The sequence below is a fragment of the Leclercia barmai genome, assembly GCF_049312895.1.
Classification (GTDB): domain Bacteria; phylum Pseudomonadota; class Gammaproteobacteria; order Enterobacterales; family Enterobacteriaceae; genus Enterobacter; species Enterobacter barmai.
Map to the genome: position 1 here is coordinate 109,583 of NZ_JBMNWZ010000001.1, position 15,150 is coordinate 124,732.

Genomic DNA, 15,150 nt, shown 5'->3' on the forward strand with positions numbered 1-15,150 from the left:
TGTTACGCCTGGTTTTTGGCTTTTGAGCGGGAGATTCGTGCCTCACCGATCAGCCAGTCAAAGAGGAAAATGATCGCCAGCATGACCACAATCAGGATCGAGCCGTAGGCAATCGCCACGCCGTATTCGCCGTCTTCCACGCGGTTCAGGATGTAGGCGGTGGCCACGCGGGTATCCGGCGTGACGAGGAACACAATGGCGCTGACGGTGGTAATGGCGCGCACAAAGCTGTAGATCAGCGCCGACAGAATGGCCGGGCGCAGCAGCGGCAGCAGGATGTGCCTAATGGTGCGTAGCGAACCGGCGCGCAGGCTCAGCGAGGCTTCGTCCAGCGATTTGTCGATCTGCCCCAGCCCCGCGATCCCGGCACGAATACCCACCGGGACGTTACGCATTACCATCGAGATAATGACGATAGCGGCGGTGCCGGTGAGGTACACCGGGGCGCTGTTAAAGGCCAGGATATAGGAGACGCCAGCCACGGTGCCCGGGACGGCAAAGCACAGCATGGTGGTGAACTCGATGGTCTTTTTGCCTTTGAACTGCTGGCGCACCACGATCCAGGCGATCAGCAACCCGAAGGCGGCGGTGATCGGCGCGGCGATCCCGGCGTACAGCAGGGTATCCAGCAGCGAAGGCCATGCGCCGTCGCTCATCCCCTGGCCGAACAGCTTGATAAAGTTATCCAGCGTCAGGGTGTAATCCACCCCCCAGTTGACGGTAAAGCTGCCGTAGAAAATGCTGCCGTAGAGCAGGGCGTTAAAGGCGATCCACACCGCCAGCAGGGCGATCACGCTCCATACCAGAGTCACCGGCAGAGGCTGGACGTCGCCGCGATAGGACTTGCCGGAGACGGTGACGTAGGAGCGCTTGCCGATCCACATGTACTGAATGCAGAACACCAGCAGCGAGAAGAGCAGCAGGAACGCGCCGAGGGTGCTGGCCGCCTGGTAGTCGAGCTGCGATCCGGTGATGTAGAAGTAGATCTGCGTCGCCAGCACGTCGAAGTTGCCCCCCAGCACCAGCGGGTTACTGAAGTCCGCCAGCGACTGGACGATGACGATCAGGAAGGCGTTGGCCAGAGCTGGTTTCAGCAGCGGCACAAAGACGCCGTTGAAGGTCTGCCAGCGGCTGGCGCGCAGGGTGTAGGACGCCTCTTCCAGCGACGGATGAATGGTCTTGATCGCCCCGTCGAGGATCATAAATGCCATCGGGGTGAAGGCCAGCACCTGCGCCAGCCAGATGCCGGTGAAGCCGTACAGCCAGTTGGTATTGGTCAGCCCGAACCAGTCGACCATCAGCTCGGTGATGTAGCCCGAGCGGCCCATCATCAGCGTCACGCCGAGACCCACCACGAACGGCGGGGTGACGATGGGCAGGATCGAGAAGATGCGCCCGATGATGGCGCTGCGCTTCGCGATGCGGGTGGTGTAGATCGCCAGCACCAGGCCGAAGAAGGTGCAGCCGATCCCGACCGCCACGCAGAGCAGGATCGAGTTGATGATCACCTGAATAATGTGCGACTGCGACAGCACGTTCATAAACGCCAGCGGGGCGAACTCGCCTGCGTCATTGGTGAACATCGGAATAAAGATGGCGATGCTCGGCCAGACGATAAAGATGCCGATCAGCGCGACGATGGCGATCAGCGAGCCGATGACAAAGCGGTCGCCGCCAAGCCATTCGAGGCGGGTCAGAGCCAGGGTCATGATCGAACCCAGCGCCACAAACAGCACGATGGTGGCATAGCCTAAACCGCGCCCTTCGAGGGTGGCGCTGATGACCACAAAGGCCATGCACAGCAGGGCCCAGCCGGCGTCGAGGTAGTGGCGGCTGCGCTGCTCGCGCTTCGCTTCACTGAACGGGCGCACCAGCAGCAGGGTGGGGAGCAGATACCACAGCCAGCTGATGTTGAAGTGCGACCAGCTGTAGGCGTCGAGGATCTCGTCGGCGGTGGACTCCAGCAGGCCGTAATCCAGGCTCCAGCTCGGCAGCAGGGCAAAGGCCAGCCAGCCGACGAAAACCCAAAGGAAGACCGCATCCCGTTTTTTCACGGGATAAAGAGCGAGTGTCTGTGACATAGGTGTTCCGGGTGTTGATGAATGTTGTAGGCCGGGTAAGGCGTAGCCGCCACCCGGCATTTACCGCACGAGTGGGCTTATTTACCCATCTTCACGTCGCTGACCCACTTGTTGATCAGCGCCTTGCGCACGTCCGTTGAGCCGTACTTGTCCATGTCGTAGCTGATCAGCTTCAGGTCATCCAGCTTCAGCGAGTTCGGGGAGGTCTCGGCGGTGGTGTTGGTCAGGATCTGATAGGACTTGCCCTGCTTCCACGCCAGCTCCTGAGCCTCTTTCGACAGCACCCAGTCGACGAACAGCTTCGCGTTCTCTTCGTTACGCGCGCCCTTCAGGATGCTGACGCCACCAATCTCATACCCGGTGCCTTCGCACGGAGAGATCAGCTCCAGCGGGGCGCCCTGCTCTTTTTCGAGGGAATAGTCGTGCAGGAAGCCGATGCCGATGGCCGTTTCACCGCGGGCGGCGTTACGCGCCGGGGCGATGCCCGATTTGGTGTACTGGGAGACGTTGCCGTTCAGCTGCTTCAGGTAGTCGAAGGCCTGATCTTCACCCCACAACTGCACGAAGGTCGCCAGCGCGGTGTAGGCGGTGCCGGAGCTTTGCGGATCGGCAATCTGGATCTCACCCTTGTATTCCGGTTTGGTCAGATCTTTCCAGCACTTCGGCACCGGCAGGTTCTTCTCTTTCAGGCGCTGGGTGTTGACGCCAAAGCCCAGAATGCCCACGTAAACGGCGGAGGAGAGGTTGCCTTTCACCTTCGCCGGATCGCGGAATTTCTCCATGATCTGCTCGAGGTTCTTCGATTTGTACGGCTGCAGCAGCCCCATTTCACCGGCCTGGGACTGCGGATCCAGGGTGCCGCCGTACCAGACGTCGGCCTGCGGGTTTTTCTTCTCGGCATCCACTTTCGCCAGCGTACTGCCGGAGCCGTTGCGAATAAACGAGGTTTTGACGTCGTACTTATCGCCAAACGCTTTGGTTTCGGCTTCGCACATTTCGTTGGTGGCGCTGCAGTAGACCACCAGACGGCCTTTGGCCTGTGCGGCACCGGTTAAGGTCGCCAGCGCGATCCCGGAAGCAATGAGGGTAGAGAGAAGCGTTGTTTTCATTATTCAGCCCTTTTATGACGTTATGTGACTGCGAGAAGCGGTGATGCCCGCCATCAGCAGGGGCATCAGGAGTAAACCCATCAGTACGGCGGCGATGGAGAGCAAACTGAACATCCCCGACCAGCCGTAGCGTTCGATAACCTGCGACAGCGGCCACCCGGCCAGCGCCGCCCCCAGATAAGCGAACACGCCGAGAAAACCGGTAATTGAGCCTGCTGCCTGCTTGTGCCCGCACTCCACGGCGGCAAGGCCGATGAGCATCTGCGGACCAAAGACAAAAAATCCCACCGTAAAAAAGCACATCGCCAGCAGGGCGTAGTGGTGAACCGGGGCCAGCCACAGGGCGGCGACCGACACCATCAGCCCCAGCGTGAACAGCAAAATCATCGGCGCCCGCTGGCCGCTGAACAGCAGATCCGAACCCCATCCGGCGAACAGCGCCCCGAGCAGGCCGCCGACCTCAAACAGCATCACCGTGGCGTTGGCGCTCAGCAGGTTTACCCCGTGGCTCTCCGCCAGCCAGATGTTGCCCCAGTCGTTGAGGGCGATGCGGATGAGATACACCAGCACATAGGACGCCCCGAGCAGCCAGATCATCGGGTTTTGCAGCATGGTGGTGCGTAACATCTGCCACAGCCCCATCGGCGGGCTCTGCTGTTCCTGGCGCAGTTCCAGCGGATCGTTGCGCCACTCCCCGACCGTCGGCAGACCCTCTTCCTGCGGTGTGCCCCGCAGTTGTGTGGTCAGCCACAGGCCGAGCACGATACTGATGATCCCCGGTGTCAGCATCGCTGCCTGCCAGCCCCAGCGATGGGCGGCGAAGGCACAGATCAGCGGAATAATGGCTCCGCCGATGTTGATAGAGGTGTTCCAGCATCCCCACCAGAAGCCGCGCTCGTTGCGCGAGTACCAGTGGGTGAGCAACCTGGCGCAGGGCGGCCATCCCCATCCCTGAAAGAAGCCGTTCAGCGTCCAGATAAACAGCAGCAGCGGCAGGGAATCCCCGAAGGCGAACAGCACGTTCAGCACCCCGGTCGCCATCAGGCCGATGCCCATAAAGGCCCGCTGGCCTTTGCTGTCATGCCACAGCCCGGCGGCAAATTTCGACAGGCCGTAGCTCAGGTAAAACAGCGATCCGATCAGGCCGATATCGCTCTTGCTCAGCCCCAGATCCAGCTGCAACGCGGGCAGGATATAGTTGAGGCTTTTACGCGTCAGGTAGAACGCGGCGTAGCCAATCACCATGCAGAGCAGCAGTCGCGGGCGCAGTGCCCGGTAGCGTTGTGTAACCTGTTCAGCTGACAGTGCGGACATGGCGTTCTCCGTTTGCATTGACTGTATGAAAGCGCGACGAAAAAGGGATGAGAGAAAGTCTGGCGTGACTAAGACTTTTTCCTGGTTAGCGGTGTGTTTGTTGCAAAACTGTGGGCAGGTTAACAATTACGCGCGTGCCGCCCTGCGACTCCAGCGTGAACTCCCCGCCCAGGGCATGCACCCGCTCGCGCATCCCCTGGATGCCGAAGCCGGGGATCTGCTGCGTGCTGATGCCGCTGCCGTTATCTTTTACCTCCAGGCGCAGCTGGTTGTCGTGCTCGCAGAGCAGGACGCTGACCTCGCTGGCGTTGGCGTGTTTGCTGACGTTATTCAGCAGTTCCTGGAGTAATCGATAGAGGGTGAACACCAGGGTTTCGCTCTGGGGCGGGGCGCTGAGCCGGTAATCGAACCGGCACTGAATGCCGCGCTCGGCAAAGGCGAACTCGTTCACCAGGTGGTGCAGCGCCTCGTTTAAGGAGAGTTCGTCCAGCACCGGAGGGCGAAGCTGGCGCAGCAGCTGGCGGGTGGAGTGGTGAATGCGCCGGGCCAGCTCGTTGATCTGCCCGGCGGCTTCCAGCGCCTGGGGGGTATCCCCGGCCCGCTTCACCAGCTGGGACTGGATCTGAATGGCGGTAATGTTCTGGCCGATCTCGTCGTGCAGCTCCCGGGCCAGGTGTTTGCGGGTGTCCTCTTCGGTATGGATCAGCTTCTCCGTCAGCTCGCGCCGGGCCTGCAGCTCCGCCTCCAGCCGACGGCGATAGTGATCGAGGTTCATCGCCAGATGCTGCTGGCGGCTGATGGCGATCCCGAGCCCAATCCCCAGCAGCGACTGGGTGGCGAGGAAAATCTCCAGCTCCAGCAGATCGCTGAACCCCACCCCAACCTGACGGGCGATGGTGATCATCATGCTGCCCAGCAGCCCGGAGAGCACGCCGCCCTGCCAGCCGAACTTCCACGCCATCACTACGTTTGGCAGAAACACCACGATCAGCAGCAGCCGCTCAAGAGCCGGGGAGAGCACCATCTGGGTGCCGATGCCGATGATAAAGAACAGGCTGCACCAGATGATAAGCGACGTGCGCAGGGGCGGATTGCTGGTATCGAGCCCCAGCAGATGGTAGCGGTGCTGCTGGCGTAAAAACTCAAACACCAGGTAGACGAACGGGGTCAGCAGCACCCCGCCAGTAAAGGAGGCCAGCACCAGCAGGGTGGGCGGGCTGTCGATAAACGGCGCCAGGATCAGGGTCTGGAGAAGCGCGTTAAGGGTTACCGCGGCAATCAGCAGCGACAGACGCTGCCAGTAAAGGGGATAGCGGTGCCAGTAGCGCTGCGCCAGCCAGGCGCAGAGGGTGCCCACCAGCGGCACCATCAGCATCAGCGGGCGGGTAAGCAGCTGTTCGCCGTGCAGCCAGAGCATCGCCGCCAGGGTGGGCAGGATCAGCGCCGGCCAGAAGCGGCGCGAGAGCAGGATCAGCAGCGCCAGATAGACGCCCTGAGGTAAAAAAAGCGCCGCATGCTGGCCGTTCTGGGTGAGGTAAAAGCTCAGCGTCCAAAGCATCAGCCAGCCGGTGCCCCACGCCAGCATGATAAACAGCGAGAGGATAGTGTGTCGCAGGGAGCGCCGCATCAGTGGCCGGTCAGCAGCTGGTGGTCGAGGGCAAAATGCACCAGCTCGATGGTGCTGTTGCACTGGAGTTTGCCGAGCACGTTGGCGCGATGCACGTGGACGGTTTTGTGGCTGAGTTCCAGCTGGAACGCAATCTCCTTGACGCTTTTGCCGTGAACCAGCAGCTCGAACACCTCTTTCTCGCGCGGAGTCAGCACCGCCAGGGCCCGGGACACCGGCTCGCCGCCGCGCAGGGCTTTGACCGCATCGGCACAGAGGTAATGACCGCCCATGCCGACGGAGCGCACGGCCTGCACCAGCTCCTCCGGGCCGCAGCGCTTGGTGAGATAGCCGCTGGCCCCGGCGTCCAGCGCGCTCTGCACAAAGGCAGGGGTGTCGTAGATGCTGAGGATAATGGCGCGAAATCCGGGGCGCTGCTGGCGCAGGCGTTTGAGCAGGCTCAGGCCGTTCTCATCGGGCATGGCGACGTCGAGCACCGCCACGTCGATCTGTTCGCGGCTGAGCGCGGGCCAGGCCTCGGCGGCGCTGCTGTACTGGCCTTCCACCACCAGATCGTCTTCCAGATTTAACAGCTGGGCGAACCCGGAACGCACCACTACGTGGTCGTCCACCAGCACCACTTTGATCATCTTGCATACCTTTGCTGAATAGTTTGCCTATGATGCCTGTCCGCGTTTGGCTGGCAATGAGATGCCTGTGGTTATGTAACGAATGTAACAAAATTGCAATAAAGGTTTGGGGTGGGGGGGAGGAATATGCTGAGGGCTGTGGTGGTTCCGTTCACTTTATGTTTCTTGCTTCTCTGTAGCCCCAGAACACGTGAACGTGTCAGGGGGGCTCGCCGCCGCCCCCCTGACCACCCCGGCTCCCGGCAAAGAAAATCGCCGCTTCGCGGTCCCTTCGGCTAATGACTTGCGGCTGTCGGGTCGGGGTCGATCCTACATCCCTGTAGGTCGCCCCCTCTCGGCGCATCCATGCGCCTCGCCCCGGCCTCCAGTCAACGCCTCAGCGATTTTCAGCCGGACCAGGGTGCCGCTGGGACATCTGTGCCTGAGAGGCATTTTCATCGCGGTAATTTCTTGTTTTGCGAGGCTGCTTCCGGGAATAGCCCTTCACATAGAATGGATATGGCGGTATCTTTTTTACGCGTCTGCAAAATCAGGCGTCGGGATTGACCTCCTGCTTTCTTCATCGGCGACGTATAATGATGCGTCGTACGCTCTGCTACATCTCAATGGTGGGCTGAGTAGGGGCATCGCAAGGTGCGCCGGTATCCGATGAAGCCGGTAAGGTCAACTCTGCTTAGTCCGCCACCCATGAGATTGACCTCTCTGGTGGTGGTTAATTAAATCATTCATCGGAGGCTGCCTTTATGGCTACGACCCTAAACCACACTCACGCATTACTTACCCTGCCCTTCAATCACAGCACGTCTTTTACCGAACTGGCGGACAACTGCGAACGCTTTATGGATGCGCTGGTTGAATGTGATCTTCCCACTGAAAAACTCGCCCTTTACGGACGACTTTCCGCCTGTCTGGCCCTGCTGCAACCCACGCTGCTGGAGCCCGTGCCGGACTATTTAAAAGCGAGCCTGACCGTAGACGATTTACCGACACGCCTGCCCGCCTTCGACCCTGAACCCGATCAACTGGGCCGTTACTGTCAGGAGCTGACTCGGCATCTGATGAGCGGTGCATTCCCACCTGAAGCCGAAAGAGTCATCAAGGATCTGCTTTATGAGCTGGTCAGCTTCTATGCCGATACGCTAAAAATGCCACGCTGGCTCAGAACAGACGAGGGAACAATCCCCTTAAATTAACCCACGAAAAGCGATGAAAATGCTTGAGTCATTTACCGACTCACAGCAACACCTGGTCCGGCTGAAAATCGCCGAAGCGTTTCCCGCAGGCCGGGGCGAGGCGCATGGACGCGCCGAGAGGGCATAGCCTGCAGGGATGCAGGCTGGTGCCCGACCCGATAGCCGGAGGGAATAAGCTGAGGGAATCGCGAAGCGGCGATTTTCTTGCCGGTAGCCCGGGTAGCCAGGGTGGTGGCGATTGAGCCACCCTGGCACGTTCACGGGTTCTGTTGTAACAGAGAAGCAATGGACTGGAAGTGAACGGAACCACCACCGGTGTAGCATGCTACCCCTCACCCCAACCCTCTCCCTCAAGGGAGAGGGGGTCGACCGCGCCGCCGGGCAATGCAGACCGCACAAAATTCACTATCTATTGCCACTTTTTTTCTAAAAACGATTCGGCATTAACGATGCTTTTTAATTCCTTTATCAAAATACCGCCGCCGGAAATACTGCCTCCATAACAACTACGGGAGCAGACACCATGGCAATTTCATCGCGTATCACCTTACTTGGCGCCCTTGCGCTGTGGGCATTTCAGGCGCAGGCGGTGGACGTCACCGTCGCGTATCAAACCTCCGCTGAGCCCGCCAAAGTGGCCCAGGCGGACAAGACCTTCGAGAAAACCAGCGGCGCCAAAGTGGACTGGCGTAAGTTCGATAGCGGCGCAGCCATCGTGCGGGCCCTGGCCTCAGGCGACGTGCAGATTGGCAACCTCGGCTCCAGCCCGCTGGCGGTCGCCGCCAGCCAGCAGGTGCCGATTGAAGTTTTCCTTCTGGCCTCGCAGCTCGGGAATTCCGAAGCGCTGGTAGTGAAGAAAAACATCACCAAACCCGAAGATCTGATCGGCAAACGCATCGCGGTGCCGTTTATCTCCACCACCCATTACAGCCTGCTCGCCGCCCTGAAACACTGGGGGATCAAGCCGGGTCAGGTGGAAATCATCAACCTGCAACCGCCAGCGATTATTGCCGCCTGGCAGCGTGGCGATATTGACGGGGCGTATGTCTGGTCTCCTGCGGTCAACGAGCTGGAAAAAGACGGCAGCGTGCTGACCGACTCCGCCCAGGTCGGCCAGTGGGGCTCGCCAACCCTCGATGTGTGGGTGGTGCGTAAAGACTTCGCCGAGAAGCACCCGGAGGTAGTTAAAGCCTTCGCCAAAAGCGCCATCGACGCCCAGCAGCCCTACATCGCTAATCCGGATGAGTGGCTGAAACAGCCCGCCAACCTGGAGAAGCTCGCCCGTCTGAGCGGCGTGCCGAAAGCCGACGTGCCGGGTCTGGTGAAGGGCAACACCTACCTGACGCCTGCCCAGCAGGTGCAGCAGCTCTCCGGGCCGGTGAATAAAGCGATTGTCGATACCGCCGGGTTCCTGAAAGAGCAGGGCAAAGTGCCCGCGGTGGCGGCAGATTACAGCCAGTACGTGACCGATCGCTTCGTGAAATAAGGGGGGGCCGGATGCTGAATATTACAAATCTGTCTGCCGATTACGCTGGCAAGCCTGCGCTGGAGGATATCAACCTGACGCTGGACAGCGGCGAGCTGCTGGTGGTGCTCGGCCCGTCCGGCTGCGGCAAGACCACGCTGCTGAATCTGATCGCCGGGTTTGTACCTTATCAGCACGGCACCATTCAGCTGGAAGGAAAAAAGGTGGAGGGCCCCGGCGCGGAGCGCGGCGTGGTCTTCCAGAACGAAGGGCTGCTGCCGTGGCGTAACGTGCAGGAGAACGTCGCCTTTGGCCTGCAGCTGGCGGGTACCGGACGGGAAGAGCGGCTGGCGATCGCCCGGGACATGCTGAAAAAGGTGGGGCTGGAGGGGGCGGAAAAACGCTTTATCTGGCAACTCTCCGGCGGACAACGTCAGCGCGTCGGCATTGCCCGGGCGCTGGCGGCTAATCCGCAGCTGTTGCTGCTGGATGAACCCTTCGGGGCGCTGGATGCCTTCACCCGGGAACAGATGCAAACCCTGCTCCTGCGCCTGTGGCACGAGACCGGCAAGCAGGTGCTGCTCATCACCCATGACATCGAAGAAGCGGTGTTTATGGCTACCGAACTGGTGCTGCTGTCGCCGGGGCCTGGAAGGGTGCTGGAGCGCCTGCCGCTCAATTTTGCCCGCCGCTTTGTGGCGGGGGAGCCGGTGCGCAGCATCAAGTCCGATCCCGATTTTATTGCCCGGCGCGAATACGTGCTGAGCCGCGTCTTTGAACAGCGGGAGGCCTTCTCATGAGCATTGTGGTGAATGACAAAACGGCGCGCAAACGCCTGACCCTGCGCTGGCCCCTTTCCCGCCAGTTGACCCTCAGCCTCAGTACCCTGCTGGTGCTGCTGGCGGTGTGGTGGGCGGTAGCGGCGGCCCAGTGGGTCAGCCCGCTGTTCCTGCCGCCGCCGGGCCAGGTGCTGGTGAAGCTGTTCACCATCGCCGGTCCGCAAGGTTTTATGGATGCCACCCTGTGGCAACATCTGGCGGCCAGCCTGGGACGCATTCTGGTGGCCCTGCTGGCGGCGGTGATCGTCGGGATCCCGGTGGGCATTGCGATGGGCTTAAGCCCGACGGTGCGCGGCATTCTCGATCCGCTGATTGAGCTATACCGCCCGGTGCCGCCGCTGGCCTATCTGCCGCTGATGGTGATCTGGTTTGGCATCGGCGAGACCTCGAAGATCCTGCTCATCTACCTGGCGATTTTTGCCCCGGTGGCGATGTCGGCGGTGGCCGGGGTCAAAAGCGCCCAGCAGGTGCGGATCCGTGCGGCGCAGTCGCTGGGTGCCAGCCGTGCCCAGGTGCTGTGGTTTGTGATTTTGCCCGGCGCGCTGCCGGAAATTCTTACCGGGCTGCGCATCGGCCTTGGGGTTGGCTGGTCGACGCTGGTGGCGGCTGAGCTCATCGCCGCAACGCGCGGGTTAGGGTTTATGGTCCAGTCGGCGGGGGAGTTCCTGGCGACGGACGTGGTGCTGGCAGGGATCGCGGCGATCGCCGTGATCGCCTTCGGATTAGAACTGGGGCTGCGCGCGCTTCAGCGCCGCCTGACGCCCTGGCATGGAGAGATACAATGAGTGAACGTCTGACCATTACCCCGCTGGGGCCGTACATTGGGGCGCAGATTTCCGGCCTGGATGTGACCCGGCCATTAAGCGATAACCAGTTTGAGCAGTTGTATCACGCGGTGCTGCGCCATCAGGTGGTGTTCCTGCGCGAGCAGGCGGTGACGCCTCAGCAGCAGCGGGCGCTGGCGCAGCGGTTTGGCGATCTGCATATCCACCCGGTCTATCCCCATGCCGAGGGGGTAGAGGAGATTATCGTCCTGGATACCCACAACGATAATCCGCCGGACAACGACAACTGGCACACCGATGTCACCTTTATCGAGACCCCGCCCGCCGGGGCGATCCTGGCGGCTAAACTGCTGCCGGAGAGCGGGGGCGATACCCTGTGGACCAGCGGAATTGCGGCATTTGAGGCGTTATCCGCGCCGTTCCGCCTGCTGCTGAGCGGCCTGCGGGCGGAGCACGATTTTAAGAAATCGTTCCAGGAGTATAAGTACCGTAAAACCGAAGAGGAGCATCGGCGCTGGCTGGAGGCTGTGGCCAAACACCCGCCCCTGCTGCACCCGGTGGTGCGCACCCATCCGGTGAGCGGCAAGCAGGCGCTGTTCGTTAACGAAGGCTTCACCACGCGGATTGTGGATCTGAGCGAGAAAGAGAGCGATGCGCTGCTAACCTTCCTGTTTGCGCATGTCACTAAGCCGGAATTCCAGGTGCGCTGGCGCTGGCAGCAGAACGATCTGGCGATCTGGGATAACCGGGTGACGCAGCATTACGCCAATGCCGATTATTTGCCGCAGCGGCGGATTATGCACCGGGCGACGATTTTAGGGGATAAGCCTTTCTTCCGTGCGGGCTGATCCCCTCACCCCAACCCTCTCCCCAAAGGGGCGAGGGAGAAAACCTGTACGGCACCTGACTGTCCCCTCTCCCTTCCAGTTCCCGTAGGCCCGGTAAGGCGTAGCCGCCACCGGGCGTGACAAATGTGCGCTTTTTTTGCCGGGTGGCGCTGCGCTTACCCGGCCTACGAGACATCAACACCTACAAATGTGCCCCAATATACCGCTGGTACCGGCTGGCTTTCAGGTAACAGAGATCCACCAGCACCAGGCCGTCGATGCAGTTGTTGAACGCCGGGTCGCTGCCAAAATCGATAAACTGCACGCCGCCGGGCTCGCACAGCTCGGAATACTGTTTGTAGAGCGGAGGAATGCCGCATCCCAGATTACCCAGCAGCGATTTCAGGCGGGTGAGGTCTTCCACGTAATCTTCGCCGCCAAACTGCGCCAGCACGTCGGGCAACGAGGCGGGATACGGGCGGCGGGAGGTCGCCAGCGGATGGGTTGCCGGGAACCACAGCCGGTAAAAGGCCACCAGCAGATCCCGCGCGGCAGGGGGCAAACCGCCGGAGATAGAGACCGGCCCGAACAGGTAGCGATAGTGCGGATAGCGTGCCAGATAGGCCCCAATTCCTGACCACAGATAGTCGAGGCCGCGACGTCCCCAGTAGCGCGGCTGAATAAAGCTGCGCCCCAGTTCAATCCCCTGATCGAGGATCGCCTGCATCTCGTCATCGTAGTGAAACAGACTGTGGCTGTAGAGCGCCTCCCGTCCCTTTAAGGCACCCGGCATAAAGCGGTAGGCGCCGACGATCTCCAGATCCTCGTCATCCCATAAAATCAGGTGCAGATAGTCATCGTCATAGCGATCGGTATCGCGCCGCTTTCCGCTGCCTTCCCCCACCGCGCGAAAAGCAATCTCCCGCAGGCGACCCAGCTCGCGCAGGATCGGCGCCTCTTCCTGGCCGTTGCGCTGCCACAGATAGATGGTTTTGCCATCGGCGGTGCTCCCCAGACACTCCGCCTGCGTCAGGGCGCGCTTCAGGGTGACCCGGTCTTCCGGGCGGGCAATGGCGGATTCGGTTTTGAACACGCCTGACAGCCCCTTGCCGAGACGCAATACGTGCTGGCGGCACTGTTCGGCCATCTCCCGGGCTGAAAGGGTCGGGCTGTACCAGTGGCTCCAGCCGATCTGCTGGCCGATTTTCACCGGCAGGCGGCTGTGGCGACGGCGAAACATCTGCTGCATCAGCAGAAGCATCGACAGCTGCGGCGAGAGCAGGGTGCTGGCATAAAACAGCAGGCTGTTACGGGCGTGGATGTTCACCGGCAGCAGCGGCGCGCGGAATTTGCCCGCCAGCTTGATAAAGCCGGGATGCCACTTTTTATCGCGGATCCCGGTGCGCGTCGGGCGGGAGACCTCTCCGGCCGGGAAGAAGATCAGCACCCCGGCGTTTTGCAGGTGCTGTTCCATCAGGGTGAACGACGACTTCGCCGTGCGTCCGCCCATATTATCCACCGGGATAAACAGCGAGCTCAGCGGCTCGAGGTGGCTCAGCATGCGGTTGGTGACCACTTTCACGTCCCGGCGCACCCGGGAGAGGGCATACAGCAGCGCCAGGCCGTCCAGCGTCCCGGTGGGGTGGTTAGCGATAACAATCAGCGGGCCGTGAGCGGGAATTTGTTCGAGGTCGTGAGCCGGAATGGCGCAGAGGATATCAAGATGGTCCAGAACCTGTTCCACCATATCGAGCCCTTTCAGGTGACGGTGGTCGGCGGCAAACTGCTGAAACTCCTCTTCGTGTAAGAGCTTCTTTAACAGGCTTTTTTGCCAGGGTGCAGGTTTCGCCTGCGGCCAAAGGTCATCGAGAACGCTGTCGAGACTAAACATGGTGGCTCCTCCTCCTGTTCTGCGAAGACAGTAGAAGCGCCAGATGTCGGTTGTATTGCAGTGTGGTGAAGGTTTGTCGCAGGCCGGGCAGGGCAAAGCCCCACCCGGCACTGGCGGTTAACGCAGGATTTTCTTCTCGGCCAGATCCAGCGCGAAGTAGCTGAAGATCAGATCCGCGCCCGCGCGTTTGATCGCACCCAGGCTTTCGAGGATCACTTTCTCTTCGTCGATCGCACCCGCCTTCGCGGCGAACTTGATCATCGCGTACTCACCGCTCACCTGATACGCGCCCAGCGGCAGCTCGGTGCGCTCGCGGATATCGCGCAGGATGTCCAGATAGGCACCAGCCGGTTTAACCATCAGGCAGTCAGCGCCCTGGGCTTCGTCGAGGAGCGATTCACGGATCGCTTCCCGGCGGTTCAGCGGGTTCATCTGGTAGGTTTTGCGATCGCCCTTCAGCGCGGTACCGGCTGCTTCACGGAACGGGCCGTAGAAGGAGGAGGCGAATTTGGTGGAGTAGGACATGATGGCGGTATCGGTGAAGCCCGCCGCGTCCAGCGCCTGGCGAATGGCCTGCACCTGGCCGTCCATCGCCGCGGAGGGGGCGATAAAGTCAGCACCCGCTGCGGCTGCCACGACCGCCTGTTTGCCCAGGTTGAGCAGGGTCGCGTCGTTATCCACGCCGTGATCGCACAGCACGCCGCAGTGGCCGTGGGAGGTGTATTCGCAGAAGCAGGTATCGGACATGACGATCATTTCCGGTACGGTCTGTTTGGCGATGCGCGACATACGCGCCACCAGACCGTCCTCTTTCCAGGCATCGCTGCCGGTGGCGTCGGTATGGTGGGAGATGCCGAAGGTCATGATTGAGCGGATGCCCGCGTTGGCAATGCGTTCAATTTCGCGCGCCAGGTGCTTCTCAGGAATGCGCATCACGCCCGGCATGGCATCGATGGCTTTGTAGTCGTCGATCTCTTCTTCAACAAAAATTGGCAACACCAGATCGTTTAAGGACAGGGTTGTCTCTTCAAATAATGCGCGCAACGCCGGGGTTTTGCGCAGGCGACGGGGACGAGCAATTAAATCGGTCATGATATGCCTGAAGTCGGTGAATCAAAGAGAGGCAGTGTAACCGAAATGCGCGCAGACTGTTTTACTAAAGTTGTCGTTTTGGCCACAGAGTGCGCAGCGGTAAAATCGGCATTATTTTTGCTTTATATGTTTTTCCGCCTGAAATAAGTTTACGCTTTATCGGCGAGCATTAATTACAGGGCCATGGATATAGTGAATCCAGGTAATATCTCAACTTGCCTTGCTGATGCTGTTAGTTGCTGGTTGTTATTTATTTATTTTATCTCTTATTTTCTTTTATTTTATAATTAGCAATGAT

General features: G+C 60.5%; 12 protein-coding genes. 5 read left to right on the top strand and 7 right to left on the bottom strand.

Features of this window, described 5'->3' with window-relative positions:
- Nucleotides 1-2: 2 nt before the first annotated feature.
- From ACOYA6_RS00480 to ACOYA6_RS00500, 5 genes are all read right to left on the bottom strand, one after another.
- Nucleotides 3-2,081, bottom strand: a complete 2,079-nt coding sequence (locus ACOYA6_RS00480) for an ABC transporter permease (protein WP_422653834.1) — start codon at nucleotides 2,079-2,081, stop codon at nucleotides 3-5.
- Nucleotides 2,082-2,158: 77 nt separating this feature from the next.
- A complete protein-coding gene (locus ACOYA6_RS00485) occupies nucleotides 2,159-3,190 on the bottom strand; it encodes an ABC transporter substrate-binding protein (protein ID WP_039032440.1) in 1,032 nt (343 codons plus the stop codon).
- 12 nt (nucleotides 3,191-3,202) lie between these two features.
- Nucleotides 3,203-4,522 carry an MFS transporter family glucose-6-phosphate receptor UhpC gene (uhpC, locus tag ACOYA6_RS00490; RefSeq protein ID WP_422653835.1) on the bottom strand — a complete coding sequence of 440 codons (1,320 nt, stop codon included), beginning with the start codon at nucleotides 4,520-4,522 and terminating at the stop codon, nucleotides 3,203-3,205.
- A 67-nt stretch (nucleotides 4,523-4,589) separates the two neighbouring features.
- Entirely contained in the window at nucleotides 4,590-6,131 is a 1,542-nt protein-coding gene (locus ACOYA6_RS00495; RefSeq protein ID WP_422653836.1) for an MASE1 domain-containing sensor histidine kinase, read from the bottom strand.
- Nucleotides 6,131-6,760: a response regulator transcription factor gene (locus ACOYA6_RS00500; RefSeq protein WP_039032437.1), complete on the bottom strand. Its 630-nt coding sequence runs from the start codon at nucleotides 6,758-6,760 to the stop codon at nucleotides 6,131-6,133. Before ACOYA6_RS00500 ends, ACOYA6_RS00495 begins: the two co-directional genes overlap by 1 nt.
- A 743-nt stretch (nucleotides 6,761-7,503) precedes the next feature.
- Here ACOYA6_RS00500 and ACOYA6_RS00505 point away from each other — a divergent pair.
- The 5 genes from ACOYA6_RS00505 (at nucleotide 7,504) to tauD (ending at nucleotide 11,890) form a co-directional block, all read left to right on the top strand.
- Nucleotides 7,504-7,953, top strand: a complete 450-nt coding sequence (locus ACOYA6_RS00505; RefSeq protein WP_039032436.1) for a hypothetical protein — start codon at nucleotides 7,504-7,506, stop codon at nucleotides 7,951-7,953.
- Between the two features lie 523 nt (nucleotides 7,954-8,476).
- The gene (tauA, locus tag ACOYA6_RS00510) at nucleotides 8,477-9,439 is read left to right on the top strand and encodes a taurine ABC transporter substrate-binding protein (RefSeq protein ID WP_422653837.1); all 963 of its coding nucleotides are present in this window, start codon (nucleotides 8,477-8,479) and stop codon (nucleotides 9,437-9,439) included.
- 11 nt (nucleotides 9,440-9,450) lie between these two features.
- Nucleotides 9,451-10,218 carry a taurine ABC transporter ATP-binding subunit gene (tauB, locus tag ACOYA6_RS00515; RefSeq protein WP_039032434.1) on the top strand — a complete coding sequence of 256 codons (768 nt, stop codon included), beginning with the start codon at nucleotides 9,451-9,453 and terminating at the stop codon, nucleotides 10,216-10,218.
- Entirely contained in the window at nucleotides 10,215-11,042 is an 828-nt protein-coding gene (gene tauC / locus ACOYA6_RS00520; protein WP_039032433.1) for a taurine ABC transporter permease TauC, read from the top strand. Before tauB ends, tauC begins: the two co-directional genes overlap by 4 nt.
- Nucleotides 11,039-11,890, top strand: a complete 852-nt coding sequence (gene tauD, locus ACOYA6_RS00525; protein ID WP_422653838.1) for a taurine dioxygenase — start codon at nucleotides 11,039-11,041, stop codon at nucleotides 11,888-11,890. The genes tauC and tauD overlap by 4 nt, the downstream gene beginning before the upstream one ends.
- Before the next feature lie 181 nt (nucleotides 11,891-12,071).
- Here the strand turns inward: tauD and olsF are convergent, their stop codons facing one another.
- Complete coding sequence (gene olsF / locus ACOYA6_RS00530) at nucleotides 12,072-13,760, bottom strand: bifunctional ornithine lipid synthase OlsF (protein ID WP_422653839.1); 1,689 nt, start codon at nucleotides 13,758-13,760, stop codon at nucleotides 12,072-12,074.
- Between the two features lie 117 nt (nucleotides 13,761-13,877).
- Nucleotides 13,878-14,852, bottom strand: coding sequence for a porphobilinogen synthase (hemB, locus tag ACOYA6_RS00535; RefSeq protein WP_039031458.1), 975 nt, complete (start codon nucleotides 14,850-14,852; stop codon nucleotides 13,878-13,880).
- Between the last annotated feature and the right edge of the window lie 298 nt (nucleotides 14,853-15,150).